The organism is Bradyrhizobium sp. Leaf396, assembly GCF_001424605.1.
Lineage (GTDB): Bacteria > Pseudomonadota > Alphaproteobacteria > Rhizobiales > Xanthobacteraceae > Bradyrhizobium > Bradyrhizobium japonicum_C.
In genome coordinates, this window is the sequence record NZ_LMQJ01000045.1 from 101,176 (window position 1) to 127,516 (window position 26,341).

The window sequence follows — 26,341 nt, forward strand, 5'->3', positions numbered from 1 at the left end:
ATGAGAGTCCGGCAACGCGGAAGTGGAGTTCCCGGTCGATTAGTTTCACATTTCGTGAGCGCTCATCGGAGAGAAGGCACGCGATCACGCCCGCCGGCAATTAGTTGCTGTTCGTACATGCCGCGACCGCCTAGAGAGAAGTCAGAGGTCCGTCATGACAACGACATTGGTCGCGCCGACCGTAGCCGGCTATGAAGCCAGCACCGATCTCGCTTCGCTGCTCGTCCGCACCACGCAGGACGTTGCGCTGAGCATCGGCGCCGAAACACTCCGCATCTCCTGCAAATGCGCCCACTGCACCCGTGCACGCTTCGATGGCCGCTTCCCTGAAGCATTTCCCGGCATTGCCATCACCGAGATCGGCGACCTCGGCTACGGGCTGAACATCTCGTTCTCGGATGGGCACAACCGGGGCATTTACCCGAAGCCGTATTTGCTGAGCTTGGCCGGGACTGCCGCATAACCGGCATCGTTCTCACCGGGCACCGAACGGCGCGCTCAGAATGACGCAGGGGGTCGGCAGGCCATCTGGCACGGACATTGCTCCTCTTTAGAACGATTTGAACGTTCCGGAGGCAGACGATGTTGCAGGCGGCGAATGCGGTTCGCGGGACCGTTCCCGGAGCGGTGCGGCCCACCGGCAGTTCGTCGCTGCTGCTGACCGAGAACCAGCAATGGATCGGCGGCCCGCCGCCGCTCATGGACAAGCTCTCTCCGCGTGAGCGCGAGCTGGTGCTGAAGCAGGGCCGTCGCAAGGTGCTCAATCGCGGCCAGACTCTGTTCAGCCAGGGCGGCAAGCATGACGGCATCTGGCTGATCGAGAGCGGCCGCATCCGGGTGTTCTACACGTCCCCGCTTGGGCGCGAGATCACGCTGGCTTACTGGCACGCCGGCAATTTCGTCGGCGGGCCCGAAGTGTTCGAAGGCACCATGCATCAATGGTCCGGCGTGGCATCCAGCAATTGCAGCGTTGTGCACCTACCGGGAAAGGAGCTGAGGTCCCTTGCCGCGGAGATCCCGAATCTCGCGATCGGCCTCATCGAAGGCCTCACTTTCAAGGGCAAGTGCTATTCTGCGCTGGCACAAATGCTGGGAACGCGCTCGATCACGCAGCGTCTTGCGCACCTCCTGCTGCATCTCGTCGAGCTCTACGGTGTCGAGGATGCCGACGGCACCGTGATCGCTGCAGCCTTTACTCATGCCGATATTGCCCACATGGTCGGCGCCACCCGGCAGTGGGTCACGATCAGCCTGAAGCGCATGCAGGAGAAGGGAATCGTGCTGACCAAGCGGTCGCAGATCGTGATCTGCCGGACCGACGTGCTGGAAGAGATGCGCGGTCACGCAGCTGACTAGACGAATTTGCAGCCAGGGCCGGTGCACAGGCAAGCGGCTTTATAGTGCAGGACTGCCCAAGGAGTATGCAATCAGAGTTTCCCGGCAACTAATCGACTGCAACGGCCACTCCGGATTTGCCCTGCCCGCGCCCTCACCCAATCATGGCAACCACAGCACATCCAACCGAATGAGGATGAGAATGGTCCGCCGTCTTCCCACGCTCTCGATCGCGATGTCGGTGACGTCGCTGGCGCTAATCGTCACACAGCCGGTGTCGGCGGAAACGATCACACTCGGCATCGGAACGCAGGACACCACGACAAACACGGTCACCGCCGGCGTCGTCATCCGCCAGTTGCGTCTCCTCGAGAAATATCTGCCGAAAGATGGCAGGTATGCCAACATCAAGTTCGAGCTGGAGTGGCAGAATTTCACCTCAGGCCCGCCCGTCACCAATGCGATGATGGCGAACAAGCTGCAGATCGGCATGATGGGCGACTATCCGCTGATCGTGAACGGCTTCACCTTCGAGAGCAACCCCGAGAGCAAGAGCCGGCTGGTCGGCATCGCCGCCTACAGCCTCTCCGGCTCCGGCAACGGTCTCGTCGTTCACAAGGACTCGCCCTACTACGATCTCGCCGATCTCAAAGGCAAGCTCGTCAGCGTCCCCTTCGGCTCCGCCGCGCATGGCATGGTCCTCAAAGCGATGCAGGACCGGGGCTATCCCGCTGACTTCTTCCAGCTGGTCAGCCAGAGTCCCGAGGTCGGATCCACAAATCTCCAGGAGAAGAAGATCGACGGGCATGCCGACTTCGTCCCCTTCGCCGAGCTGCTGCCGTTCCGCGGCTTCGCGCGAAAGATCTTCGACGGAGTCGAGACGAACTTGCCGACCTTCCACGGCATCGTCGTCCGCACCGATTTCGCCGAGAAGTATCCTGAGGTCGTCGTCGCCTACTTCAAGGCGCTGATCGCCGCCAATCAGTGGCTGCGCGACAATCCCAAGCTCGCCGCCGAGAAGATTCAGGAATGGACCGGCATCAATAAGGAAGTCGTCTACATCTTCCTCGGTCCCAGCGGCAACATGACCACCGATCCCACGGTCAAGCCAGCGTTGATCGATGCCGCGACGACCGACGTCAAGGTTCTGCAGAATCTCGGCCGCATGAAGGAGTTCGATCCGAAGAAGTGGGTCGACGACAGCTACATCCGCAAGGCCTATGCCGAGATGAAGCTCGACTACGACGCGCAGCTCGCGAGCACGAAGAACTATGAAATCTCGGGCGAAGACGCCTTCTGCAAGAAGCCCATCGCCGATCCGCGCAAGGCCGGCGAAGTCTGGGTCGATGACGCCGGCATCATGCCCTTCTCGTCCGCCACCTGCACACTCGGCGCCTATGCCGACTACAAGGCCAAGGGCAAGAAGATCAACGTGGCCTACGTGTTCGATACCACCCGCGGGATCAAGCTGTTCGCCGATCAGGCCTTCTTCGCCGTGGGCAGCGGCGAAGTCGCACCATTCCTGCTGAAGAAGGATGCCGAGGCCTACGCGGCGAAGATCAGCGGCAAGGTGCTCGGCTTCGACGATGCGGTGAAAGCGTCGGTCGGCGGAGGCAAGACGTGAGCAGCCCCGCCCTCGTCAGACATCCCGAGGACGGCATGCCGGCAACGTCCATTGCAGAGGCGGGCCCTGTGCCCGCCGTCTCGCCAGCCGCAGCACCGCCCTCCTTCGGCACGCTCGTCCTACGCTGGTACCGCCTGAACCAGGGCCGGTTGCGCGCGACCGCGATCGGCGTCATCTCGCTGCTCGCGTTCCTCCTGGTCTGGCACCTGCTCACGACCTATCGCGTCGTATTCTTCGTGCGCTTCACCAATGTGCCCTCGCCGCTCGCGGTTTATGCGAGCTTCACCAAGGCGATCCACGACCCCAAATTCCTGATGCATGTGCTGCTCAGCTGCCGCCGCATCTTCATCGGCTTCTCGCTCGCCGCCATCGTCGGGGTGCCGCTCGGCCTGATCATGGGACGCTTCAAGCTGGTGCACGAGCTGGTCTTCCCGGTGGCGGAGGTGCTGCGGCCGATCCCGGCGATCGCCTGGGTGCCGATGGCGATCATGCTGTGGCCGACCAACGAGCAGAGCATCGTCTACATCACGTTCCTCGGCTCGTTCTTTCCGATCCTGGTCAACACGCTCCACGGCATGTCGCTGGTCGATCCGGTGCTGGTGCGTGCCGCGCAGTGTCTCGGCGCGCGCGAGCGCTCGATCTTCCGCGAAGTGTACTTTCCGGCCTCGCTGCCGCACATCTTCACCGGCCTCACTGTCGGCATGGGCGTCGCATGGGTGTCGCTGATCGCGGCCGAGATGATCTCGGGCCAGTACGGCATCGGCTATTTCACCTGGGAAGCATATTCGCTGGTTCAATATGCCGATATCGCGCTCGGCATGATCGCAATCGGGGTGCTCGGCCTTGGATCGAGCCTGCTGATCCGCGGCGCGGGACAATTGGTGATGCCATGGAGATCGACATGAGCGAAGTCCTTGCGGCCAAGGCAAAGGGCCACATCGAGGTCAAGAACTTCTCCCTCGCCTACGAGACCATCGAGGGAGCGGTGCAGGCCGTCACCGACACCCAGATCCATGTGCGGCCCGGCGAGTTCGTGTCGATCGTCGGCCCGTCCGGTTGCGGAAAGTCGACGCTGCTCAATGCCGTCGCAGGCTTCCTCAAACCGACGACAGGGATCGTCACCGTCGATGGCGAACGCGTCAACGGCCCGAGCGCCGAACGCGGCATGGTGTTCCAGCAATATTCGCTGTTCCCCTGGAAAACCGTGCGCGAGAACGTTGAGTTCGGCCTCAAGATGCGCGGCATGCCCCGCTCGCAACGCGAGCGTGCCGCGCGCACGCTGCTCGGGCTTGCCGGGCTCGAGGCGTTCGAGAAACATTATCCGGAAAGGCTCTCCGGCGGCATGAAGCAGCGCGTCGGCATCGTACGCGCGCTCGCGACGGGGCCGAAAGTGCTGCTGCTCGACGAGCCGTTCGGCGCGCTCGACGCGCAAACGCGCGTCATCATGCAGCAGATCCTCACCAATATGTGGCAACGGCTGAAGATCTCGGTGCTGTTCGTCACCCACGACATCGACGAGGCGATTTTCCTGTCGGACCGCGTCTACTGCATGACCGCCCGGCCCGGCTCGATCAAGGCGGAAATCCCGATCCCGCTGGAGCGACCGCGGCAGCAATCCATGATGATGTCGTCGGAATTCCTGGCCCTGCGCCGCGGGCTGATGTCGCTGATCCGCGAGGAGAGCCTGAAGGCTATGGGCGGCGAGATCAACGACCTGGGCATGCAGGGACTCAACATCGAACTCCACGGCCATTCGCTGGCCGACGTGATCTAGGCGTTCAGCCGACGCTTGCTGACTGCCCTTCCGTGGGACTGCACCAGACTCACGCGGGGAGATACCCTCATCCGTCTCGCCGCTATGCGGCGAGCCACCCTCGCCTGCAAAGCGGACGGGGCAAGTGCTGCGATCGCAGCAAGATCACTTGAACCAGTGCACCAGTGCGATGCTGATGCCGAGCAGCAGCATCAGCGACAGCGTCACGGCGGCGGTCACCCTGCCCCCGACGTTCGCCAGCACGCGGACGTCCACACCCAAGCCCAAGGCGGCCATCGAGACCACCGTGAGAAAGCCGGTGATCTTGGTCACGGGGCCGACCACAGTCGCCGGCACCATCTCGAGCGACCGCAGCGTCGCGAGGGCGAGGAAGCCGAGGATGAACCACGGCACAAGGCGGAAGAAGCCGACATTGGTCTTCTTGGCATCGGTTTGCCAGCGCGAGGCAATCAGAGAAAAGCCCACCACGACTGGCCCCAGCATCAACACTCGCATCAGCTTCACCAGCGTGCCAATCTGCGTCGAGACCAGTCCGGCCGGCACCGTCGCCGCGAGCACCTGGGGCACGGCATAGACGGTGAGGCCTGCGAGGATGCCGTATTGCGTCGCAGACAACTGCAACAGCGGAATTAACAGCGGGAGGCCCAGCACCATCATCACGCCGAGGATGGCGGTGAAGGAGATCGAAGATGCGATCTCGTCGTTGTTGGCGCCGATGATCGGCGCGACGGCGGCGATCGCCGAATTGCCGCAGATCGAGTTGCCACAGGCGATCAGGATCGACAGACGTGTCGACAGCCCGAGCATACGGCTGAGGCCGAAAGAGACACCGAGGGTAATCACGACGACGGCCGCGATCGACGCCAGCAGCGCGATGCCTGAGGCCGCTATCGCCGCGAAGCTGATCGAGGCGCCCAGCAACATCACCGCGACTTCGAGCAGTTGTTTGGCGCTGAAGGCGATGCCGGCTTGCCAGCGCGGCGCGGGCTTCCAGAAGCTGCGCAACGCCATCCCGAGCAGGATCGCCATCACCAGCGCCTCGACATAGGGATGCTCGAACATGCCCAACTCGGCGTGCTCCAGCAGGGCCGAGACACCGGCGAGCAAAACGCAGAGAAGGATGCCGGGAATCAGCGCCGCAATGCGGCTCGCGGCGGATGCCGGCTTCGTATCGGCCGGGCTGGATGCTTGATTCTGCGACACAAATCTCTCCCAGAGGAGAAGGATTTATACGCAGCGCGCTTCCGTTGGGAAATAAGTTTTCGACATATCAGGGCCGAGCGAAGTTCTGTCCTCGAACCTGGAATAAACAGCTGGGGCGCGCCTCAGAAGATCAGGCTCTTGGCGAGCGAGGCAACCCGGCTGAAGCCGTCATAGACGCCCGGCTCGAAGAAGGCCGCACGCGCGAGCACGATGCCGGCGACCAGCGACCAGAACAGCGTCGTGCCAGTTCGCAGCAGGAGCTTCGAGGCACTCAACTTCGGCTGGCTGTCCGTTGCGGACACCAATTGCTCGCCGAAGGGCTCAAATCCAGTGCGTTCCATGGCTGCCGATCCACCAATTTCTGGCAGAAATGTCGTCGTTTCGGCTCCAAACAGCAATGGAAGCGATTGGCTTTTTTGCCCCGCGGCAGGAAAACTCCTTCCGTCGCGGAGACCTGAGACGACAATTTTCTTCTTCGGGCCTGCTCGGAGGCCGCCCGTGCCGGCTACAGGGCCAGATAACGCCGCCGGATGGCCTCGTTGGCCTTCAGTTCGTCGATCCCGGCTGCATAGACGATCTGGCCCTTGTCGATGATCGTCGCATGGCTCGCCAGCCCCAGGCAGAAATGCATGTTCTGCTCGGCAATCAGCACGGTCGAACCGAGTTGGCGAAGCTGCCGCAACAATTCGCCGATCCGCTGCACGATGATCGGCGCGAGGCCCTCACTTGGCTCGTCCAGCAGCAGCAGCGCGGGATTGCCCATCAGAGTACGTGCGATAGCCAGCATCTGCTGCTCGCCGCCGGAAAGGCGCCCGGCGATGCGATGGCGCAGCGGTTCGAGGAGCGGAAAGACCTCGTAGATCCGCTTGATCGGCCATTCGTCCTGACCTTCCGGCCCCTTCTTCCTGCCGATGACGAGATTGTCCTCGACCGTGTGCTCCGGAAACACCTGGCGATCCTCCGGCACGAAGCCGAGGCCGGCACGCGCGATACGATGCGGCTTCTGGCCGGAAATCACCGTCCCGCGCAGGCTGACCCTGCCCCGCCGCGGCGGCGCAAGTCCCATGATCGCCTTCATCGTCGTCGACTTGCCGGCGCCGTTGCGGCCGAGCAGCGCCATGGTCTCGCCCTGCCGCACCGAGAGACCGACGCCGAACAGGATCTGGCTGGTGCCGTAATAGACGTCGAGATCGGCGACTTCGATGACGGCGCTCATGCAGCAGCTCCCGCATGTTCGGTGCCGAGATAGGCATCGATCACGGCGCTGTTCTTGCGGATCTCATCGGGCGTACCGGTCGCGAGAATACGGCCATAGCAGAGCACGACGATCTTCGGGGCGATCTTGAATACGATGTCCATGTCGTGCTCGATGAAGACGACGGTGATCTTCTGGGTCTCCCAGAGCTCGCGCACCTTGTCGATCATGCGCCAGCGCTCTTCCGGCCCCATGCCGGCGGTGGGTTCGTCGAGCAACAGCACCTTTGGATCGAGCACCAAAGCCAGCGCGATATCGAGCAGTTTCTGATCGCCATGGGACAGCGTTGCGGCGGTGCGATGTCGTTTGCCGGCGAGGCCCAAGAGTTCCATCACATGCTCTGCGCGGTCGCGCGTCTCCGGCAGCGGAAAGCGCTTGTGCAGCACCGCGGACGTGCGCTGGTCGGCGCTGACGGCAGCGAGCATCGTCTCCTGCACCGTCAGCGATTTGAAGATGCTCGCGACCTGAAAGGCGCGCCCGATGCCGTAGCGTACGATCTCCGGCGGCGAGCGGCCGGCAAGGTCGACGCCGTCCAGCAGGACCTGCCCGGAATCCGGCTTCAAGGCCCCGGTGATCAGGTTGAAGAACGTGCTCTTGCCGGCGCCATTGGGGCCGATCACGGCAGTGAGCGAGCCGTCCGGGAAGGCGAGCGAGACATCGTTGGTCGCCTTCACGCCGCCGAAGGACTTTGCGAGGTCGCGGATCTCGAGCATGGCTAACGCCCCTCGCCTGCATCACGCCGCTGCGCAAGCCAATCGGCGACGAAATCGAGCAGGCCCTTGCGCAGGCCCAGCGCGAAGAACAGGATGACCACGCCAAGCACGATGCCGTGATATTCGGTGAAGCGCGTCACGGTGTCATTGAGCAGCAGCAGCAGCACGGTGCCGACCATCGGCCCCAGGAAAGTCGAGACGCCGCCGAGCATGTTGATGAAGATGCCCTCCCCCGAGATCGTCCAATAGGCGAATTCCGGGTAAGCGCCCGAGACGAACAACGCCATCACCATTCCGCCCATCGAGGCAAACAGCGCTGCCAGCACGAACACGGTGAGCTTGGCGCGCCAGACGTCAATGCCGAGGAAGCTCGCGCGCGCTGCGTTGTCGCGGATCATGCGCAGCGTATAGCCGAACGGCGACTGCGCGATCTGGTGCATCGCGAGCAGGCCAAGGATGAGCAGCGCGCAGCTCGTGACATAGAGATGGACGTGATCGGACAGATCGATGCCGAGAAAGACCGGCCGCGGAATGCCGCCGCGCAGACCCTGGTCGCCGCCGGTGAACGAGGCCCAGGACAGGATCGTGGAATGAATCAGCATCTGGAACGCGAGCGTGACGAAGGCAAAATAGATCTCCTTCAGCCGCACGCAGATCGCGCCGATGATCGCCGCAACGACCGCCGTGATGGCCAATGTCGCGACGAAAGCCACCGGAATTGGAACGCCCAGCTTCTGCATGATCAGGCCGAAGCTATAGGCGCCGAGGCCGAAGAACATGCCATGACCAAAAGAGGTCAGGCCGGTGTAGCCGACCAGCAGATTGAGCGAGGTCGCGAACAGGCCATAGGCCGAGCAGCGGATGACGAAATCGAGCAGCGCCTTGCTGCCCGTGAACAGCGGCAAGCTCGCAAGCACCGCGAAGGCAATCAGCGCAATCAACACGTCGCGGTAGCGCTGAAGCGCCGCGCCGCTGCGCGCCGGCACCAGCGTCTGCGCGCGTCCGGCCTCGAGTTCGGTCATGCCGCCTCCTTGCCGAACAGGCCGGTGGGCTTGGAGACCAGCACGATCACCATGAACAAATACATCAGCCCTTCCACGAACAGGGGAAAGCCTTGCGAGCCAAACGACCTGATGAGGCCGAGCAGCAACGCGCCGATCAGCGCGCCCAGGATCGAGCCCATGCCTCCGATGACAGTGACGATGAAGGATTCGATCAGCACGGAGAATCCCATCCCCGGGGTGAGCGACCGCACCGGCGCAGCCAGCGCGCCGGCAAGCCCCGCCAGCATGCCGCCGAGCGCGAAGACGCCGCCATAGATCAAACCGGTGTTGATGCCGAGCGCGGAGACCATGCCTGGATTGTGCGCGGCGGCACGGATCACCTTGCCGATGCGGCTGCGCGACAGCCCAAGGCCGAGCACGATCGCCGCGACAAGCGCAACCCCGATCAGCAGCAAGTAATACGGCGGCACGACGCCGCCGGCGATGAACAGCGGCATCACCTGGAATGCCGCCGGCATGCCCATGGCCTTGAACTCGGGTCCCCAGATGATGCGCACGACATCGTCGAAGATCAGCACGAAGGCATAGCAGACGAGGAGCTGCATCAGTACGTCAGCGCCGTAGACGCGGCTCATGAAGACGCGCTCGAAGACCAGGCCAAGAATGGCGGTGCCAGCGGCGCCCGCGAGCATCGCCAGCGCGAAGCTCTCCGTGAGCTGATAGGTCGTCATGGCGAAATAGGCGCCGAACATATAGAAGGCGCCGTGGCTGAAATTGACCACCTTGAGCACCCCGAAGATCAGGGTCAGCCCGACAGCGACCAGGAAAAGGAGCATGCCGATGATGAGGCCGCTGGTGGTCTGCGTCACCAGGCAAGCAGAACTGGAGAGGCAGCCGGCAAGCGCGTCAAGATCCACGGGAGTACTTTCATTGCAGCGCGCCGGATACGACGCGGAAAACAAGCGAAGGCGGAGACGGTCGCCCGTCTCCGCCGTACATCAGATCAGGTATAGCCCTTGCTCTTCTTCCACTCGGCTTCGAGCTCGAAGATGGTCTTCCAGTCTCCGGCCTTCACCTCGGGCACATAGGGCTCCTGCGGGATCGTGGTGCCCCAGCCGATGGCGTAGCCGACCAGGGTGTGATCGTCGCCACGCATCGTGACGGTGCCGTCGGCGCCGAACGGACACTTGATGGTGAGGCCCTTCAACACCTCGGCGATCTTCTTGCCGTCGGCGGAGTTCGCCTTCTTGGCGGCTTCGGCCAGGAACATCACCGCGGTCGCGTTCTGCCACGACCAATTGGTCGGGTATTCGTTGTACTTGGCCTTGTAGGCATCGCCCCACGCCGCGTTCTCCGGCGTGGTCGGAAACGTCTTGATGTAGCGGTTGCCGGAGTGGATGCCCTTCGGCAGGTTCTTCACCACGGTGAGCGCGGTGTAGTCGGCCATGTTGACGGCGAACACCTCCATCTGGCTGAACATCGCGTAGATGTTCGCCTGGTCGATATAGGAAGTGAGATCGCCGCCCCACAGGCAGGAATACAGCGCCTGCGGCTTGGCCTGCAGGATCTTCGTCACCACTTCGGTGTAGTCGGCCTGGAACAGCTTCGGCCACGACTCGCTGATGATCTCGATGTCGGGCGCGAAGCGCTTGAGGTAGAGCGTGAACTCGCCGGTAGTGTCGCGGCCATAAGCGTAGTCGGGCGAGCAGGTCGCCCATTTCTTCAAGCCCTTCGCCTTGGCGATCGAAGCGGCGTAGCTGCCGCCGACGATGGAATCGTGGATACCTTGACGCACGCAGCGGAACGCATTCGGGATGCGCTGCTTCGGGTCGGCCGTCAGCGAGGAAGCTTCCGAGCAGGTGTGGATGCAGAGCACGCCGAGATCGCGCGCCACCTCATGCACGGCGAACGATCCGGACGACGCTTCGCCATCGAGCAGCAATTCGCAGCCATCGGTGTTGACGAGTTCGCGCGCGACCCGCGCGGCTTCCTGCGGTTGGCCCTTGGAGTCGCGGATCACCATCTCGATCTGCCGGCCAGCAAGACCGCCGGCCCCGTTGACCTTCTCGACCTCGAGCATCACCGCATTGCGCGAGGACGTGCCGAGCTGCGCCACGCGTCCCGACAAAATCGTCGGCATTCCGATCTTGATGGTCTTGGCTTGCGCTCGCGCCACCCAGGGCGCGGCAACACTCATCGCACCGGCGCCCATCAGCGCCAGTGTTGAACGGCGGCTGATGCCCGGCCTGCGGGTTTTCGTCATTTTCCCCTCCCTCTTTCGGGTCGGCGTTTCCTGATCCCTGTCGGAGATCGTCTCGTCTCCGTGTGTTCAAGGATTTCAGAGGTAGGGGGGTGACGTCAAGCCAAAGATGAATTACGAGTCAGAATTCATCGAGAGCAAATCAGGCCGCTGGACGGCTCGAAAACTGCGCATGATCAACCTGTCGAGCTTCATCGCCTTTCATGCCCGGCGCACGCCAGACCGGCCTGCGCTGAAATATCGCGGCGATCAGATTTCCTACGCGGTGTTCGATGCGCGCATTCGGAAAGTGGCGGGGTGGCTCGCAGCGGAAGGCGTCGGCGCAGGCGATGTCGTAGCCGTTCTGATGAAGAACAGCGCGGCGTTCCTCGAGCTCCTGTTCGCGACCAGTCATTTGGGCGCGGTTTTCTTGCCGATCAACTTCCGCCTCTCGCGCGACGAGGTTGGCTACATCGCAGGCAATGCCGGCGCGCGCCTGCTGATCGTCGACGAGGAGCTAACGGCGAGCGCCGGGGGCGCGCGCACTGTCGTGCTCGATGAAGCCGCCCAGCTCAGCGTCACGGGTCTTGCGAGCAGCGCTGCGCCCGCCCCGATGCATGTGCGCCAGTCATCCGACCTGATGCGGTTGATGTACACCTCGGGTACGACCGATCGACCAAAGGGCGTGATGCTCTCCTACGACAATTTCTACTGGAAGTCCGCCGACCAGACGATTGCGCTCGGGCTTAGCTCCGAGACGCGGCTTCTGGTCGTCGGTCCGCTCTATCATGTGGGCGCACTCGATCTGCCCGGCATCGCCGTGCTCTGGCATGGCGGATTCATCCGCATCGAGCGCAATTTCGAGCCCGAGGCGGCGCTTGCGGCGATCGCGGAGGACAAGCTCGACGCTGCCTGGTTCGCACCGGTCATGACCACGGCGATGCTCACCTGCCCGACCCGTCACGGCTACGACGTCTCCAGCCTGAGATGGGCAATCGGCGGCGGAGAAAAGACGCCGGAGGTGCGCATCCGCGCCTTCTCCGAATATTTCCGCAACGCTCGCTACATCGATGCCTATGGCCTCACCGAAACCGTGGGCGGCGACACCTTCATGGAGGCCGGCCGCGAGATCGACAAGATCGGCTCGACCGGGCGCGCCATCGCCCATGTCGAGATCGAGATCCGCGACGAGAACGGCAAGGTGTTGCCGCCGAACGTCAACGGCGAAATCTGCCTGCGCGGGCCGAAGATCACGCGCGGCTACTGGAAGGCCCCCGAGAAGACGGCGTCGGCCTTCTTCGGCGACTGGTTTCGCAGCGGCGACGTCGGTTACCTTGACGAAGAGGGCTTTCTGTACCTGACCGACCGCAAGAAGGACATGATCATCTCCGGCGGCGAGAACATTGCCTCGTCCGAAGTCGAGCGAGTCATCCACGAATTGCCCGAGGTGCGCGAAGTCGCCGTCATCGGCCTGCGCGATGCGCGCTGGGGCGAGCGGCCGGTCGCGGTCGTCGTGCTGGCGGACGGCGCGAGCCTCGAGCTCGCTGCATTTACCGAGCACTGCCGCGCACGGCTTGCGAGCTTCAAGGTGCCGAAGCAGATCGTCATCCGCGACAGCCTGCCACGCAATCCATCCGGGAAGATCCTCAAGCGCGTGCTGCGCGCTGAATTGGAGGCTGCGGAATGACGCAAAGCTCCGCCACCGCCAAGGTAACAAAGCTCAAGCGCGTCGAGCGCAACGCCTGGACCAAGCAGAGGATTTTTGAGGCGGCCACGAAGGTCGTGGGCAAGCATGGCTATGCGGAAGCTTCGGTGGCGCGCATCACCGAGGAAGCTGGCGTCGCGCAAGGTACCTTCTACAATCATTTCGAGAACCGCCAGGAATTGCTCGACCAGCTCCTGCCCAAGATCGGCCTCGACATGGTCGAGTTCATCCGCGCCCGCACCGGCACGGCGGATGCGGCACGGCAGGAGATCGCGCGGTTCTGCGCCTTCTTCGACTTCATCCGCGAGGTGCCGGAATTCCTGCGCATCCTCAACGAGGCCGAGTTCTTCGCACCGATCGGCTACCAGAAGCATCTCGACAACATCGCGACGGCCTATGTCCGCATCCTGCGCCGCGCCCGGCTTGCCGGCGCGATCGAGGACTACAGCGACGAGGAATTCGAGGCGATCGTTCACATGCTGATGGGCTCGCGCGGCTATCTCAGTCGCCGCTATTCCTATTCCGAAAACGGCGTCACTGCCGTACCGGACCACGTCATCTCCGCCTATCGCAAGCTGATGACGCGCGGCCTCTTCACTGCGTTGGAAGATCAGGACACGCCATGAACATCGTATCACAACACAAGCCGCTTGATCTTGCCTCCGCAATAGCCGAGGGCGATATCCGCTGCCTGCTGATGGTGCTCGTGCACATGACGGGCGACGAGAAATGGCTCGCACCGCTCTATCTGCCCAAGCGTGACATCCGCCTCATTCCTGATCCGGAGGCCGGCGTTCCCCGCGAGATCCAGGACGAAATCCGCGCCGCCGTGGTCAAGCTCTTCGCAGACGGAACGCCGAATCCTGTCATCAACGATCCCGGCGAAGAGCTATTGCTGAGGATGATGCGAGCCTGTCTCGGCGAGAACGTCGCGCCGGAATATGCGCCGCTGATGCGCGAGGAGATGGGCTTCGTGCCGCGCGAGGCGCGCTGGACGACACGCCCTTCCGACCACAAGCTCGCCGACCAACATGTGCTGATCGTCGGTGCGGGCGTCTGCGCGATTGCGCTGGGCGTGGCGCTCGGCCATCTCGGCATCCCCTACACCATCGTGGAGAAGAACGAAGAGCTCGGCGGCACCTGGTGGATCAACCGCTATCCCGGATGCGGCGTCGACACGCCGAACCACTCCTATTCCTATTCATTCGGCTCGCGCAACGCATGGACGCGCTACTTCTGCCAACGCGAGGAGCTGCTCGGCTATCTGCTGAAGGTCGCGGACGAATACGGCATTCGCAATCATCTGCGCGTCAACACCGAGCTGACCTCGTCGCGCTGGGACGAAGGCAAGCGGCGCTGGATCTCGACGCTCAGTACGAAGGATGGCGAGGAAGCCTTCGAATCCACCGCGCTGGTCTCGGCCATCGGCCAGCTCAACGATCCCTCCCGCGCGCACTTCAAGGGCGAGGAGAGCTTCAGGGGCACGATCCTGCATTCGGCGCTGTGGACCGACGACATCAGACTCGACGGCAAGCATATCGCCGTGATCGGCACCGGCGCCACCTCGATGCAGCTCGTGCCCTCGATTGCCGGCCGCGCCGCGTCGGTCACGGTCTATCAGCGCAGTGCGCAATGGGCTCGCCCGGTCAAGGGCTATGCCGATCCGATCAGCGAGGGCGCACGTTGGCTGCTGGCGCATCTGCCATTCTACGCGCAGTGGTACCGCTTCAACATGTTCTGGCGCTACGGCGACGGCCTCCTTCCTTTCCTGCGCAAGGACCCGGCCTGGCCCCATCCCGAGCGCGCCGTCAACAAAGGCAATGACCGGCACCGTCAGGAGCTGACCGACTTCATCCACTCCGAATTGCAGGGCCGGCCGGATCTGATCGAGAAATGCGTGCCGACCTATCCGCCCTACGGCAAGCGCATCCTGCTCGACAACAACTGGTTCAAGACCTTGAGGCGAGACAATGTCGAGCTCGTCACCGATGCGATCGACCATTTCGATGAGAATGGCATCGTCACCGCCGACGGCAAGCAGCGTGGGGCCGACATCATTGTCGTCGCGACCGGCTTCAAGGTGACGGAGATGGCGGCGCGCCTCAACGTCACCGGCCGTCACGGCAAGGATTTGCGTGAGGCCTGGGCCAACGACAATCCGACCGCATTCCTTGGGCTGACCGTACCAGGCTTTCCGAACTTCTTCTGCATGCTCGGTCCCAACTCCGGGCCAGCGCATGGCGGCAGCGTCATCTTCCAGTCCGAATGCCAGAGCCGCTACATCTCCGCGTGTCTGGTCGACATGATCGAGCGAGACATCGCGGCGATCGATGTCCGCCAGGACGTGCTGGACGATTATGTCCAAAAGGTCGACGCCGAGCACGAGGCGATGATTTGGACCCATCCGGGCATGAGCACCTATTATCGCAACAGCAGCGGCCGCGTGTTCTCGGCGATGCCGTGGAGGTTCGTGGATTACTGGCGCATGACTCACGATCCGGACCTGGGGCAGTACAGGCTGACGAAGCGTGACTCCAGTGCCGGCGCGGATCGGCTTTAGGTTCAGAGCAATCCTTGCGCCGCATCGTCATCGCGAGCGGAGCGATGCACTCCGGAATCTTTGCGCGGTGACACTCTGTTGCTTCGCTGCGCTCGCAATGACGGACCGGACGGCTGGTCAGGCCGCGAGCCCGCTCTCCACGGGAGCAAATTCCAGCCCGAGGCTCTCCGCGACTGCCTTGTTCGTGATCCGGCCGCGATGCACGTTCAGCCCGTTCCGCAGATGCGGGTTTTCCAGCACCGCCGCAAACCCCTTGTTCGCGAGCATCAGGCCGAAGGGCAAGGTCGCATTGTTGAGGGCCTGGCTCGATGTCACCGGCACCGCGCCCGGCATGTTGGCAACGCAATAATGCACGACGCCGTCGACCTCGTAAGTTGGATCCGCATGCGTGGTCGGATGCGAGGTCTCAAAGCAGCCGCCCTGGTCGATCGCGACGTCCACCAGCACCGCCCCGGGTCGCATCGATTTCAGCATCGCGCGCGTGACCAGCTTCGGCGCACTCGCGCCCGGCACCAGCACCGCGCCGATCACGACGTCGGCGGCAAACACTTCGTCCTCGACCGACTCGATGGTCGAGAAACGCGTGCGCATGCGTCCGGCAAACAGATCGTCGAGTTCGCGCAGGCGCGGGATCGAGCGGTCGATCACGGTGACCTCGGCACCGAGGCCGGCGGCCATGCGCGCGGCCTGCGTGCCCACGACGCCGCCGCCGAGAACGACGATTCTTGCCGGCTGCACGCCGGGCACCCCGCCCAACAGCAGTCCGCGGCCACCGGCCGACCGCCTGAGCGCGGCGCCGGCGGCCTCGATGGCGAGGCGGCCGGCGACTTCGCTCATCGGCGCAAGCAGCGGGAGGTGACCGCTCGCGTCCGTGACCGTTTCATAGGCGATCGCGGTGCAGCCGGAATCAACCAGGCCCTTGGCCTGCTCAGGATCCGGCGCAAGATGAAGGTAGGTGAAGAGGATCTGGCTTTCACGAAGCTGGACCCATTCGCTCCTTTGCGGCTCCTTGACCTTCACGATCATCTCGGACTTGGCAAAGATCTCGCGCGCCGTCTCGGCGATGGACGCCCCTGCCCGCCGATACACCTCGTCGGGCGCGCCAATGCCATTGCCGGCGCCTGTCTCGACCGTGACCTGGTGCCCGGCGGCAACATATTCGCGGACCGCGCCCGGGGTGAGCCCGACGCGATATTCCTGCACCTTGATCTCCTTGGGCACACCGACGCGCATCTTGATCTCCCTTGCCAACGCCTTGATTCCGCTCTTCATCGTAGCGAGAGGCCTGGTTTGGTTTCGTGCAAATATCCGCTAGTCTGAGCGGGCCCGCGCCGGTTTCCGGCGCCGAAATACCTATTCGCGCTGGAAACCAAACCTTGGCCCTCGACCGGAAAGACCTCGCCATCCTGGCGGAACTGACTACGAATGCGCGGGCCAGCCATACCGAGCTTGCGAACAAGATCGGCCTGTCGAGCACGGCGCTGGCGCGGCGGCAGAAAACGCTAGAGGACGACGGCTACATCCAAGGCTACCAGGCCGCGCTCGACCTCGCCCAGTTCGGCCTGACCACGACGGTTCTGGTTCGAATAGCCCTGGAGAGCCAGAGCGATGACGCACTCAAGGCGTTCGAGGCGGAGGTGGTGAAATGCCCCTCCGTCGTGCGGTGCTTCCTGATGTCCGGTACCGACGACTACATCCTGATCGTGCTGGCCCGCGACATCCAGGACTTCGAGCGCATCCACCGCACCGAGCTATCCCGCCTGCCGCGCGTCGCGCGCGTGCAATCGAGCTTCGCATTGCGCGAGATCGTCAACCGAGCGGTGCCGACCGTGGTGTTCGGCGAGACGAAGCGCTGACCTCGACCATCGGACCGGACGGATCAGTCGGGAACCAAGCACGCCGCTATCCGTTAGGCGCTATCGGCCAGCGGCGGCAACGCATCCTCGCGTCACATCCACATTTGCCCGGCTCGGCCTTTCCGCAGGGAACACGCCATGGCCGACATCACGGATCAGATCCCCGAACGCATTCCGATCAACCTCGTTGTCAATGGCGCAAGGCGCACACTCGAGGTCATGCCGTGGACCACGCTTCTGGATGCCCTGCGTGACCGTCTGGACCTGACCGGCACCAAGAAGGGCTGCGATCACGGCCAATGCGGCGCCTGTACCGTGCTGGTCGAGGGAAGACGGGTCAATTCCTGCCTGACCCTCGCCGTCATGAAGGATGGGGCCGAGGTCACGACAATCGAAGGCCTGGTCAAGGATGGCGCGCTGCATCCCCTGCAACAGGCCTTCATCGACCATGATGCCTTCCAGTGCGGCTATTGTACGCCCGGACAGATCTGCTCCGCCGCAGGCCTGCTGGCCGAGGGCCGCGCGCGGGATGCCGACGAGATCCGGGAGCTGATGAGCGGAAATCTCTGCCGCTGCGGCGCCTATCCCAACATCGTGGCCGCGATCGAGCAGGCAATGAGCCGGTCATGAACAACTTCCAGTATTCCCGCGCAGGCGACGTCGCAGATGCCATTCGCCTGCTCGCCGCCGATCCAGGCGCGAAGCTGATTGCCGGCGGCACCAACCTGATCGATCTCATGAAGGAGAATGTCGAACGGCCCTCCCGGCTGATCGACATTTCCCGTCTGCCGCTCCGCGACATCGAGGAGACGGCCGACGGCGGCTTGCGCATCGGCGCCTTGGTGCCGAATTCGGACCTCGCCTACCATCCTTTGATCAACCAGCGCTATCCCCTGCTCGCCAGCGCCATCCTGGCCGGAGCCTCCGCGCAGCTGCGCAACATGGCCTCGGTCGGCGGCAACCTGATGCAGCGAACGCGCTGCCCCTATTTCTATGACACGGCGACGCCTTGCAACAAGCGACGTCCGGGCACGGGCTGCTCGGCACTCGACGGCCTCAACCGCAACCATGCCATCCTCGGCACCAGCAAGTCCTGCATCGCGACGAACCCATCCGACATGAGCGTGGCCTTGGCCGCACTCGGCGCGCTCGTGCACATTGCGGGGCCCATGGGTGCGCGTAGCGTTGCGCTGACGGACTTCCACCGGCTTCCCGACGACAAGCCAAATCTCGATACGATACTGGGCCGCAGCGAGATCATCACCGCGATCGAGCTGCCGCCGCACAGCTTTCCGAGGAACTACAGCTATCTTAAGATCCGCGACCGGCTGTCGTACGCCTTCGCTCTCGTATCGGTCGCGGCCGCAATCGAGCTGGAGGGCAACGCGATCAGCGAGGCCCGCCTCGCGCTCGGCGGCGTGGCTCACAAGCCGTGGCGAAGCATGGAGGCCGAGGCGGCCCTGCGCGGTCAGGCGGCAACGCCGGATCATTTTGGGCATGCCGCCGACTTGTTGCTGCAGGGAGCAACTCCTCGCGCGCATAACGGCTTCAAGATCGCGCTCGCGCGCAGAGCCGTCGTGCGTGCGCTGATCCAGGCGGCAAGCGCCACACCACAATCACAAGCTCACAAGAAGATCGCGTGAGGACCCGATGAACGCCTATGTCGGAACACCAACGTCGCGAATCGACGGCCGCGCCAAAGTCACTGGCGCCGCGAAATATGCCGGAGAATTCTCCGCCGATGGCCTCGTCCATGGGTTTGTGGTGGAGGCTACCATACCGCGCGGTCGGATCGTGCGGCTGGATGCCACCGAGGCGCTGAAGGTGGCCGGAGTGCTCGAGGTGCTCACGCACGCCCATCGTCCTCCCCTCGCCGACAAGGATGAGGCCTGGAAGGACGAGGTGGCCCCGGAGGGCTTGCCGTTCCGGCCGCTGTATGACGACATGATCAAGTTCAACGGGCAGCCGATTGCTCTTGTGGTCGCCGAAGAATGGGAGACCGCGAAGTTCGCCGCCACGCTCGTGCGGATCGACTACGAGCAGGATGGGTTTGCCACCGACCTCGAGGCCGAGCGCGGCAGGGCAAGCGAAATGGACAAGCCGCACAAGCCCCGCGGCGACGCCAAAGCAGCGCTTGCGGCCGCAGCCCTGCGGCACGAAGCGGACTACCTCGTTCCGACCGAGCATCACAACCCGATGGAGCTTTATGCGACGACGACGGTCTGGGAAGGCGGCGGCAAGCTCACCGTCTACGACAAGACGCAAGGCGTCCAGAACGTGCAAAAGTTTCTCTGCGCTGTGTTCGACAAGAAGCCCGAGGAGATCCGCGTGCTTTCGCCCTATGTCGGCGGCGCGTTCGGTTCCGGCCTGCGGCCGCAATACCAGGTGGTGTTGGCGACGCTGGCCGCGCTCGCACTCAAGCGCTCCGTCCGCGTCGTGCTGACACGGCAGCAGATGTACGGGCTTGGATATCGGCCGATGACCATCGAGCATGTCGCACTGGGGGCGAGGCCCGACGGCACGCTCGATGCGATCAGCCATGAAGCCATTGCCGTAACCTCACGCTACGAGGACTTTTCCCGCAATGACACCGGCTGGGCCGAGCAGCTGTACAAAAGCTCCAACAGCCACTTTTCCCACAAGCTGGTCGACCTCGACGTCTCGACACCTTGCGACATGCGCGCGCCGGGTGCGGCTTCGGGCGTCTGCGCGCTCGAATGCGCGATGGACGAATTGGCTGTCGCGCTCAAACTCGACCCGATCGAGCTGCGTCTGAAGTGCTACTCGGATCGCGACCAGAGCGAGGGCCTGCCCTACACCAGCAAGCAGTTGCGCCAATGCTACGCCCGCGGCGGAGAAGCGTTCGGCTGGGCGCGGCGTAACCCTGCGCCACGTTCCATGCGCGAGGGCAAGGAACTCGTGGGCTGGGGCATGGCGACGGGGGTGTGGGAGGCGCTGCAGATGCCGGTCGCCGTCCGGATCGTGCTGACGGCCAACGGCCATGCCGAGGTCTCGTGCGCGGCATCCGATATCGGCACCGGCACCTACACCATCGTGGCGCAGGTAGCGGCCGATGCCCTCGGGCTGCCGATCGAGAACATCAGCGTCCGGCTCGCTGATTCGACCCTGCCGCAGGCGCCGGTCGAGGGCGGCTCCTGGATGGCGGCCTCCAGCGCGCACGCCGTGTTGGGAGCGGCGGAAGAAATTCGCCGGGAACTCGTACACCTCGCCAAGGCAATCCCGGGCTCGCCACTCGCCGACCTCGACGCGGCCGCCGTCACCCTGGTCGATGGCATGATCGCCGGTAACGGCAAGAGCGGGGCTGCCGTCTCGATTCCGGATGCCATGCGCCACAGCAAGCTCGAGCGGATCGAAAAGGAGAAGCTCAACCAGTTCGCGGAAGACAAATCACACGCCCGCAACACGCATTCGGCGGTTTTCGCCGAGGTGAAGATCGATGAGGAGCTCGGCGTGATCCGCGTCACGCGTGTCGTGAGCGCGGTTGCGGCCGGACGCATCCTGAACACCAAGACCGGCCGCAGCCAGATCATGGGCGGCGTGGTCTGGGGGATCGGGATGGCGCTGCACGAAGAGACGGTGATGGATCACCGCTTCGGCCGCATCATGAACGCGAACATTGCCGAGTACCACATTCCCGTGAATGCCGACATCCGCGACATCGACGTCATTTTCGTAGACGAGCCCGACGACCGGATCAACAGGCTTGGTATCAAGGGGCTCGGCGAAATCGGCATCGTCGGCGTGCCTGCAGCGATTGCGAACGCCGTCTATCATGCCACCGGCAAGCGCATCCGGCGCTTCCCCATCACGCTGGACAAGCTGCTGGACTGAAGCCGCAGACGCTCGAAGCTCCGCGGCACTCCGCCTGTCATCCAGCTGTCATCGAATGTGCGGAGAGCTGTGTCTTCGCCATATTCGGGACCCGACATGGACTATTTCAAGCGCTTCAATTTCCTGTTCGCCGCACCTGTGTTCGACAGCGACGACCTCGAAGGCATCCGCTTCAACCAGATCATCGAGGAAATCCAGCGCTCCGGCTTCGAAGTGGTCCGTGCCCGCAAGCTGGAAGATGCCGAGATGGCGGTGCAGACCGATGCAGCGATCGGTTGCATGGTGGTGGATTGGGGCAAGAAGGGGCTCGAAGGGAAGACCTCGGCGCTGATCAATCTGATGCGCCGCCGGGGCCTCGACTTCCCCATCATCCTGCTGATCCGCCGCAAGCGGTTCGAGGATCTGCCGGTCGAGGTGCTCGATTTCATCGACGGCTATGTCTTCCTCTCCGAGGAGACACCGCCCTTCATCGCCAAGAACCTGATCAGCCGCCTCAAGCAATATGCCGAGACGCTGAAGACGCCATTCTTCGGCGCGCTGGTCGATTATGCCGAGGAAGGCAACCAGCTCTGGACCTGTCCGGGCCACAACGGCGGCGTGTTCTATAACCGCAGCCCGATCGGACGCGTCTTCGTCGAGCATCTCGGCGAATCCGTGTTCCGCGACGACCTCGACAATTCCGTGCTCGACCTTGGCGACCTCCTCACTCATGAGGGCCCGGCACTGAAGGCGCAGAAGGAAGCGGCGGCAATCTTCGGCGCTGAGAAGACCTATTTCGTGCTCAACGGCACTTCGACCTCAAACAAGGTGGCGCTCGGCGCCCTGGTCACCGACGGCGATCTCGTGCTGTTCGACCGCAACAACCACAAGGCCGCCCATCACGGCGCGCTCATGATCAATGGCGGCATCCCGGTTTACGTCCCCGCCGTCCGCAATGCCTGGGGCCTGATCGGGCCGATGCGTTGGGACATGCTGGACGAGAAGGCCCTGCGCGAGGCGATCCGCAGCCATCCTCTCGTGAATGACCGCGATGCCTGGCGCAAGGAGCGGCCGTTCCGCGTGGCCGTGGTCGAGCAGTGCACCTATGACGGCTCGATCCACAGCGCCGAGATGATCATCAAGCGCATCGGCCATCTCTGCGACTACATCCTGTTCGACGAAGCCTGGGCCGGCTTCATGAAGTTCCATCCGCTGTATGCCGGCCGCTTCGCCATGGGTCTTGCCAATCTCCCTCCGGAAGCGCCGGGCATCATCGCGACCCAGTCGACCCACAAGCAACTCGCGAGTTTTTCGCAGGCTTCCCAGATCCACATCAAGGATCGGCATATTCGGGGCCAGAAGCGACGGGTGGAGCACCGCCGCTTCAACGAAAGCTTCATGCAGCATGCATCAACGTCTCCCTTCTATCCTTTGTTCGCCTCGCTCGACGTCGGCGCACAGATGATGAAGGGCCGCTCCGGTGAAGTGCTGTGGGACGACACGATCCGGCTGGGCATCGAGCTGCGCAAGAAAATCCGCGCGATGCGGCGGGAGTTCGAGGAGAACGAGCAGAAGCCGGATCGCCGCTGGTTCTTCGAGCCCTTCGTTCCCGATCGTGTCGCCATTCCCGACGTAAGCCGCCCCGGCGCCGCCCATAACGTCGCCTGGGAGACGCTCTCCACCGACGAACTCGCGAGCAATCCCGCGCGGTGGCAGCTCTCTCCGGTCAGCAACTGGCACGGCTTTCCCGATCTAGAGGAAGGCTTTGCCATGACCGATCCGAACAAGCTGACCTTGCTCACGCCCGGATTTGATCGTGCATCCGGCGCTTATGCCGAGCACGGCATCCCCGCCCCCGTCGTCGCGCAGTACTTGCGCGAGAATCGTATCGTCCCGGAGAAGAACGACCTCAACTCCCTGCTCTTCCTGCTTACGCCCGGCGTCGAGGCGAGCAAGGCCGGCACGCTGATCTCCGGCCTCGTCGCGTTCAAGCGTCTGCACGACGACAATGCGCTGCTGGCCGAGGCGATCCCGGAATTCCATCAGCGGCGGCAGGCGCGCTACGGCGGCGTTCGCTTGCGCGATCTCTGCGGCGACATGCACCGCTTCTTCCGCGCTGCCGATGTCAGCGCGCTCCAGGCGCGGCAGTTCATGCCCGAGCACATGCCCGAGATCGCAATGTCGCCCCGCGATGCCGCGCGCCATCTGTTCCGCAACGATGTCGATTATCTGCCGATCGAGGCCCTCGCGGGCCGCATCGCCACCACGCCGTTCGTGGTCTACCCGCCCGGCATCGCCACCATCGTGCCCGGCGAGAGGCTGACGGAGCGGGCCAAGCCCATGATCGATTATCTCAAGATGTTCGAGACCTGCTTCAACACGTTCCCCGGCTTCGATGTCGAAATCCAAGGTGTCTACAAGGAGGTCGATGCGAAAGGGCGCATCGGGCTCTACACTTACGTCGTTGCCGAGTAGGTGCCGATGAACGAAACGGCTGTGCGCGCGAGTGACGAACCCGTTCTGGTCAGGTCGTCTCGGGAAAGCGATGTCGAGGCCATGCTGGCGATCTACCGCCATCACGTCCGCGCTGGCGTCCCACGCGATGTCGAGGGAACCGGTGCGCCGGAGCCGGACGATCTGCGCGACCGGCGCAAGAACCTGAAGCAGACCCGCCTGCCGCACCTGGTCGCGACCTATCGCGGCGACATCGTCGGCTATGCCTATGCCGTGCTGTTCCGCAAGCGTCCGGCCTATCGCTACACGGCCAAGCATTCGATCTACGTCCACCACGCGCATCTCGGCCGCGGAGTCGGACGGTTGTTGCTCCAGGAATTGATCGATTGCTGTGCGGCAGCCGGCTTTCGCCAAATGATCGGTTACATCGACGCCGACAACGCCGCCTCGCTGGCACTGCATCAAAAATTCGGTTTCACACGCGCCGGCCTGCTCTGCGGCGTCGCCTATCGCCACGGCCGCTGGTCGGACACGGTGATGGTGCAGCGATCGCTCGGCGCAGGCACGACGACACCTCCGCCAAGTGCGACGCCGGGCCGGTGAGCCTCAGGACGGAAAGTCCGCCGGTTTCACATGAATGCGGTCGGCATGCAGCGACCAGTGATGCAATGCCTGGTCCTTGCAGAACTTCGCCTTGGCCCGTTCCCTGGCCTCGTTCTCGTCGGCGGCCTCGATCTCGAGTGTACCCTGGCAGATCTCGCTCTGCCGGCCATACTCGCCGAGCACGTCCTTCATGAACCTGACGACATAGAGAGACATGGGACCTCCTGCTGCCCCGGCAGCACTCTAGCCCCATTTAGGTGGGACTGGGAAAGGGGATTTTGACGCGGATCAAGCCTGGAGCGCGATTTCGCGCCCGCCGGGTCCGCTTATCCCGGGGTCACGCCGAAGGCCTGCTTGAAGCGCTCCGCATAGCGCGGCCAGACTTCGGGATTGATGATGCGAGGCGGACGTTTGCCGTCGAGCACGTCCAGCACCTGTTCGGCCGCGATGCGACCCATGTTCTGGCGGGCCTCGATGGTGACGCCCGCAGTGTGCGGGCTCGCCAGCACGTTGTCGAACTGAAGCAGCGGATGGTCCGGCGGCGGCGGTTCCTTGGACCAGACGTCCAGGCCGGCACCCGCGATGCGCTTGTCGCGCAACGCCTGGAGCAGCGCGTCCTCGTCGTGGATGAAGCCGCGCGCGGTGGTGATGAAATAGGCATGCGGCTGCATCAGCGCGAATTCTCGAACGCTGATCATGTTGCGGCTACCCTTGTTGAGTGGACAGGAGATCGATACGAAATCGGAGCGGCGCAGCAGCTCGTCGAGCTCGACCTTTTCGCCGCCCCGCTCGGCCATGACCTCGGCCGAAAGGTACGGATCGTAGGCCAGCACCTTCATGCCGAGCAGCCCCTTGCACAGAGCGGCAATGCGCCGGCCGACATTGCCGAGACCGATGATGCCGACGGTCTTGTGCTCGACCTCGTTTCCGACGAGTTCGTTGCGGTTGACATCGCGCTCACGGCGCAAGCGACGGTCGGATTGGATGATGCGCTTGGAGAGGGTCAGCATCATCGCCAGGGCATGCTCGGCGACCGAATGGGCGTTGCCGCCGGACTGATTGACGACCACGACACCCGCGTCCGTGCAAGCCTCGACATCGACCGGGTCGAAGCCGGCGCCGTTGCTGGAGACCAGCAGCAGGTTCGGCGTCCGCTTCAGGAAGGCCGCGTCCACGTGGAAATGCGGCGCCAGCTCGTCACGGGCCGCGCCGATCTGGTAGACATGGGCGGCGCTCAGGATCGGCGCGTAGAAATCTTCCGGGCTCTCGTTCTCGATCCGATCGAGCCTGACGTCGGGCCGCGCCTTCAGGATGTCGATATAGATCGGATTGGCCAGGTATTTGACGTAGAAGACGCGTTTGTTGTTGACGGACATCAGGACCCTTCCGGCTCGCTCGCGAGGGACTTCGGAAGATCGACGCGCGATGCGCTCCCTCCACTGCCGCCTCCCGTTTTTCGTTGCCGCACCTATGACATGGCGGTACCGGCCGCGGCAGGCCATCTGGCGCAGATCACGGTGCAGGCCCGGACATGTTGACAATCCCACTGCCTGCGTCAAGTTCGAAGGATCGCTGCCAAGAAGCATGCGCGGCCGAAGGGAGAACGCAATGGCGGTTGCGGAACAGCAGACCTCGCGCCAACCGACACAGGAATCCGGCGGAAGAAGCTGGCACACCATCGTCCTGCAAACCCTGAAGCGGAACGAGATCAGCCTCATCCCCTACGTGCCCGATCGCGTTCTGACGCCGCTGATCAAGAACCTGCATGCTGATCCCTTCTTCACCACCTTTGCCACCGCGCGCGAGGAGGAAGCCGTCGGCATCGTGTCGGGCGCCTGGATGGGCGGCCGGCGCGGCGCGGTGCTGATGCAGACGTCGGGCTTTGCCACGCTCGCCAATGTGCTGGCCTCGCTCGCGGTGCCCTACCAGATTCCGCTCATCATGTTTGTCTCCGAGCGCGGCACGCTCGGCGAGTTCAACTACGGCCAGTCACTGGTCTGCCGCACCATGCGTCCAGTTCTGGATTCTCTGGCGCTGGAGCACCACACCATCACCCGGCTCGACGAGCTCGAATTCATCGCCGACCGCTCGATCAAACAGGCCGTCACCACGCAGGCGCCGGTGGCGCTGATCCTCAACCCGCTGCTCACCGGCGGCAAGGTGTTCGACAAGTGAGGCCGGCCAC

The 26,341-nt window shown here is 63.6% G+C and carries 25 protein-coding genes; 15 read left to right on the plus strand and 10 right to left on the minus strand.

Translation table 11 applies throughout. The features are described from left to right. The first annotated feature begins 154 nt into the window (after positions 1–154). From ASG57_RS27955 to ASG57_RS27975, 5 genes are all read left to right on the plus strand, one after another. The gene (locus ASG57_RS27955; protein ID WP_028145910.1) at positions 155–463 is read left to right on the plus strand and encodes a gamma-butyrobetaine hydroxylase-like domain-containing protein; all 309 of its coding nucleotides are present in this window, start codon (positions 155–157) and stop codon (positions 461–463) included. A gap of 119 nt (positions 464–582) precedes the next feature. Continuing rightward, a complete protein-coding gene (locus ASG57_RS27960) occupies positions 583–1,356 on the plus strand; it encodes a Crp/Fnr family transcriptional regulator (RefSeq protein ID WP_024339910.1) in 774 nt (257 codons plus the stop codon). Between the two features lie 181 nt (positions 1,357–1,537). After that, the gene (locus ASG57_RS27965; protein WP_024339909.1) at positions 1,538–2,959 is read left to right on the plus strand and encodes an ABC transporter substrate-binding protein; all 1,422 of its coding nucleotides are present in this window, start codon (positions 1,538–1,540) and stop codon (positions 2,957–2,959) included. Then, on the plus strand, positions 2,956–3,864 hold the full coding sequence (locus ASG57_RS27970) for an ABC transporter permease (protein ID WP_024339908.1): 909 nt from the start codon (positions 2,956–2,958) through the stop codon (positions 3,862–3,864). The genes ASG57_RS27965 and ASG57_RS27970 overlap by 4 nt, the downstream gene beginning before the upstream one ends. Beyond that, complete coding sequence (locus ASG57_RS27975; RefSeq protein WP_155248484.1) at positions 3,849–4,733, plus strand: ABC transporter ATP-binding protein; 885 nt, start codon at positions 3,849–3,851, stop codon at positions 4,731–4,733. The genes ASG57_RS27970 and ASG57_RS27975 overlap by 16 nt, the downstream gene beginning before the upstream one ends. Before the next feature lie 144 nt (positions 4,734–4,877). On the opposite strand, the gene ASG57_RS27980 is transcribed toward ASG57_RS27975, so the two are convergent. From ASG57_RS27980 to ASG57_RS28010, 7 genes are all read right to left on the minus strand, one after another. Beyond that, positions 4,878–5,936 carry a YeiH family protein gene (locus tag ASG57_RS27980; protein ID WP_024339906.1) on the minus strand — a complete coding sequence of 353 codons (1,059 nt, stop codon included), beginning with the start codon at positions 5,934–5,936 and terminating at the stop codon, positions 4,878–4,880. A 122-nt stretch (positions 5,937–6,058) separates the two neighbouring features. Continuing rightward, a complete protein-coding gene (locus ASG57_RS27985; protein WP_024339905.1) occupies positions 6,059–6,277 on the minus strand; it encodes a hypothetical protein in 219 nt (72 codons plus the stop codon). A gap of 164 nt (positions 6,278–6,441) precedes the next feature. Next, positions 6,442–7,152, minus strand: a complete 711-nt coding sequence (locus ASG57_RS27990) for an ABC transporter ATP-binding protein (protein WP_024339904.1) — start codon at positions 7,150–7,152, stop codon at positions 6,442–6,444. Then, positions 7,149–7,904, minus strand: coding sequence for an ABC transporter ATP-binding protein (locus tag ASG57_RS27995; RefSeq protein ID WP_024339903.1), 756 nt, complete (start codon positions 7,902–7,904; stop codon positions 7,149–7,151). The genes ASG57_RS27990 and ASG57_RS27995 overlap by 4 nt, the downstream gene beginning before the upstream one ends. A gap of 2 nt (positions 7,905–7,906) precedes the next feature. Further along, entirely contained in the window at positions 7,907–8,926 is a 1,020-nt protein-coding gene (locus tag ASG57_RS28000) for a branched-chain amino acid ABC transporter permease (protein ID WP_024339902.1), read from the minus strand. Continuing rightward, positions 8,923–9,825, minus strand: a complete 903-nt coding sequence (locus ASG57_RS28005; protein WP_024339901.1) for a branched-chain amino acid ABC transporter permease — start codon at positions 9,823–9,825, stop codon at positions 8,923–8,925. Before ASG57_RS28005 ends, ASG57_RS28000 begins: the two co-directional genes overlap by 4 nt. Before the next feature lie 86 nt (positions 9,826–9,911). Continuing rightward, on the minus strand, positions 9,912–11,171 hold the full coding sequence (locus tag ASG57_RS28010) for an ABC transporter substrate-binding protein (RefSeq protein WP_024339900.1): 1,260 nt from the start codon (positions 11,169–11,171) through the stop codon (positions 9,912–9,914). Positions 11,172–11,340: 169 nt separating this feature from the next. Between ASG57_RS28010 and ASG57_RS28015 the strand changes: the two genes are divergently transcribed. Genes ASG57_RS28015 through ASG57_RS28025 form a run of 3 tightly spaced genes read left to right on the plus strand, consistent with a single transcriptional unit; the run spans position 11,341 to position 15,412 of the window. After that, positions 11,341–12,834, plus strand: coding sequence for an AMP-binding protein (locus tag ASG57_RS28015; RefSeq protein WP_057198538.1), 1,494 nt, complete (start codon positions 11,341–11,343; stop codon positions 12,832–12,834). After that, on the plus strand, positions 12,831–13,478 hold the full coding sequence (locus tag ASG57_RS28020; RefSeq protein ID WP_024339898.1) for a TetR/AcrR family transcriptional regulator: 648 nt from the start codon (positions 12,831–12,833) through the stop codon (positions 13,476–13,478). Before ASG57_RS28015 ends, ASG57_RS28020 begins: the two co-directional genes overlap by 4 nt. Continuing rightward, the gene (locus ASG57_RS28025; protein ID WP_024339897.1) at positions 13,475–15,412 is read left to right on the plus strand and encodes a flavin-containing monooxygenase; all 1,938 of its coding nucleotides are present in this window, start codon (positions 13,475–13,477) and stop codon (positions 15,410–15,412) included. The genes ASG57_RS28020 and ASG57_RS28025 overlap by 4 nt, the downstream gene beginning before the upstream one ends. 117 nt (positions 15,413–15,529) lie before the next feature. Here the strand turns inward: ASG57_RS28025 and ald are convergent, their stop codons facing one another. After that, positions 15,530–16,645: an alanine dehydrogenase gene (gene ald / locus ASG57_RS28030; RefSeq protein WP_024339896.1), complete on the minus strand. Its 1,116-nt coding sequence runs from the start codon at positions 16,643–16,645 to the stop codon at positions 15,530–15,532. Between the two features lie 143 nt (positions 16,646–16,788). On the opposite strand from ald, the gene ASG57_RS28035 reads away from it, so the two are divergent. The 6 genes from ASG57_RS28035 to ASG57_RS28060 all read left to right on the plus strand — a co-directional run bounded on the left by ASG57_RS28035 (position 16,789) and on the right by ASG57_RS28060 (position 24,156). Next, positions 16,789–17,268: an Lrp/AsnC family transcriptional regulator gene (locus tag ASG57_RS28035; RefSeq protein ID WP_024339895.1), complete on the plus strand. Its 480-nt coding sequence runs from the start codon at positions 16,789–16,791 to the stop codon at positions 17,266–17,268. Between the two features lie 138 nt (positions 17,269–17,406). After that, positions 17,407–17,898 carry a (2Fe-2S)-binding protein gene (locus ASG57_RS28040; RefSeq protein WP_024339894.1) on the plus strand — a complete coding sequence of 164 codons (492 nt, stop codon included), beginning with the start codon at positions 17,407–17,409 and terminating at the stop codon, positions 17,896–17,898. Next, complete coding sequence (locus ASG57_RS28045) at positions 17,895–18,911, plus strand: FAD binding domain-containing protein (RefSeq protein WP_024339893.1); 1,017 nt, start codon at positions 17,895–17,897, stop codon at positions 18,909–18,911. The genes ASG57_RS28040 and ASG57_RS28045 overlap by 4 nt, the downstream gene beginning before the upstream one ends. 7 nt (positions 18,912–18,918) lie before the next feature. Next, the gene (locus ASG57_RS28050; protein WP_024339892.1) at positions 18,919–21,120 is read left to right on the plus strand and encodes a xanthine dehydrogenase family protein molybdopterin-binding subunit; all 2,202 of its coding nucleotides are present in this window, start codon (positions 18,919–18,921) and stop codon (positions 21,118–21,120) included. Between the two features lie 96 nt (positions 21,121–21,216). Continuing rightward, positions 21,217–23,574, plus strand: a complete 2,358-nt coding sequence (locus ASG57_RS28055) for an Orn/Lys/Arg family decarboxylase (RefSeq protein WP_024339891.1) — start codon at positions 21,217–21,219, stop codon at positions 23,572–23,574. Between the two features lie 6 nt (positions 23,575–23,580). Beyond that, positions 23,581–24,156: a GNAT family N-acetyltransferase gene (locus tag ASG57_RS28060; protein ID WP_024339890.1), complete on the plus strand. Its 576-nt coding sequence runs from the start codon at positions 23,581–23,583 to the stop codon at positions 24,154–24,156. A 3-nt stretch (positions 24,157–24,159) separates the two neighbouring features. Here ASG57_RS28060 and ASG57_RS38470 read toward each other — a convergent pair whose 3' ends face one another. Then, positions 24,160–24,372: a hypothetical protein gene (locus ASG57_RS38470; RefSeq protein WP_024339889.1), complete on the minus strand. Its 213-nt coding sequence runs from the start codon at positions 24,370–24,372 to the stop codon at positions 24,160–24,162. Positions 24,373–24,482: 110 nt separating this feature from the next. Next, positions 24,483–25,532 (minus strand): hydroxyacid dehydrogenase, encoded by a 1,050-nt coding sequence (locus tag ASG57_RS28070; RefSeq protein ID WP_024339888.1) that lies wholly within the window; start codon positions 25,530–25,532, stop codon positions 24,483–24,485. 232 nt (positions 25,533–25,764) lie between these two features. Here ASG57_RS28070 and ASG57_RS28075 point away from each other — a divergent pair, with 232 nt between their 5' ends. After that, positions 25,765–26,331, plus strand: a complete 567-nt coding sequence (locus ASG57_RS28075) for a thiamine pyrophosphate-binding protein (protein ID WP_024339887.1) — start codon at positions 25,765–25,767, stop codon at positions 26,329–26,331. Positions 26,332–26,341: the final 10 nt, after the last annotated feature.

What these genes read in the sequence shown, in the direction of transcription:
- ASG57_RS27965 (WP_024339909.1), top strand. Translation starts at nt 1,538, where the DNA reads ATGGTCCGCCGTCTTCCCACGCTCTCGATCGCGATGTCGGTGACGTCG.
- ASG57_RS27990 (WP_024339904.1), bottom strand. Translation starts at nt 7,152, where the DNA reads ATGAGCGCCGTCATCGAAGTCGCCGATCTCGACGTCTATTACGGCACC.
- ASG57_RS28055 (WP_024339891.1), top strand. Translation starts at nt 21,217, where the DNA reads ATGGACTATTTCAAGCGCTTCAATTTCCTGTTCGCCGCACCTGTGTTC.
- ASG57_RS27955 (WP_028145910.1), top strand. Translation starts at nt 155, where the DNA reads ATGACAACGACATTGGTCGCGCCGACCGTAGCCGGCTATGAAGCCAGC.
- ASG57_RS28025 (WP_024339897.1), top strand. Translation starts at nt 13,475, where the DNA reads ATGAACATCGTATCACAACACAAGCCGCTTGATCTTGCCTCCGCAATA.
- ASG57_RS28045 (WP_024339893.1), top strand. Translation starts at nt 17,895, where the DNA reads ATGAACAACTTCCAGTATTCCCGCGCAGGCGACGTCGCAGATGCCATT.
- ASG57_RS27960 (WP_024339910.1), top strand. Translation starts at nt 583, where the DNA reads ATGTTGCAGGCGGCGAATGCGGTTCGCGGGACCGTTCCCGGAGCGGTG.
- ASG57_RS28060 (WP_024339890.1), top strand. Translation starts at nt 23,581, where the DNA reads ATGAACGAAACGGCTGTGCGCGCGAGTGACGAACCCGTTCTGGTCAGG.
- ASG57_RS27995 (WP_024339903.1), bottom strand. Translation starts at nt 7,904, where the DNA reads ATGCTCGAGATCCGCGACCTCGCAAAGTCCTTCGGCGGCGTGAAGGCG.
- ASG57_RS28040 (WP_024339894.1), top strand. Translation starts at nt 17,407, where the DNA reads ATGGCCGACATCACGGATCAGATCCCCGAACGCATTCCGATCAACCTC.
- ald (WP_024339896.1), bottom strand. Translation starts at nt 16,645, where the DNA reads ATGCGCGTCGGTGTGCCCAAGGAGATCAAGGTGCAGGAATATCGCGTC.
- ASG57_RS28020 (WP_024339898.1), top strand. Translation starts at nt 12,831, where the DNA reads ATGACGCAAAGCTCCGCCACCGCCAAGGTAACAAAGCTCAAGCGCGTC.
- ASG57_RS28050 (WP_024339892.1), top strand. Translation starts at nt 18,919, where the DNA reads ATGAACGCCTATGTCGGAACACCAACGTCGCGAATCGACGGCCGCGCC.
- ASG57_RS27975 (WP_155248484.1), top strand. Translation starts at nt 3,849, where the DNA reads ATGGAGATCGACATGAGCGAAGTCCTTGCGGCCAAGGCAAAGGGCCAC.
- ASG57_RS28070 (WP_024339888.1), bottom strand. Translation starts at nt 25,532, where the DNA reads ATGTCCGTCAACAACAAACGCGTCTTCTACGTCAAATACCTGGCCAAT.
- ASG57_RS27985 (WP_024339905.1), bottom strand. Translation starts at nt 6,277, where the DNA reads ATGGAACGCACTGGATTTGAGCCCTTCGGCGAGCAATTGGTGTCCGCA.
- ASG57_RS28075 (WP_024339887.1), top strand. Translation starts at nt 25,765, where the DNA reads ATGGCGGTTGCGGAACAGCAGACCTCGCGCCAACCGACACAGGAATCC.
- ASG57_RS38470 (WP_024339889.1), bottom strand. Translation starts at nt 24,372, where the DNA reads ATGTCTCTCTATGTCGTCAGGTTCATGAAGGACGTGCTCGGCGAGTAT.
- ASG57_RS28010 (WP_024339900.1), bottom strand. Translation starts at nt 11,171, where the DNA reads ATGACGAAAACCCGCAGGCCGGGCATCAGCCGCCGTTCAACACTGGCG.
- ASG57_RS28015 (WP_057198538.1), top strand. Translation starts at nt 11,341, where the DNA reads ATGATCAACCTGTCGAGCTTCATCGCCTTTCATGCCCGGCGCACGCCA.
- ASG57_RS28000 (WP_024339902.1), bottom strand. Translation starts at nt 8,926, where the DNA reads ATGACCGAACTCGAGGCCGGACGCGCGCAGACGCTGGTGCCGGCGCGC.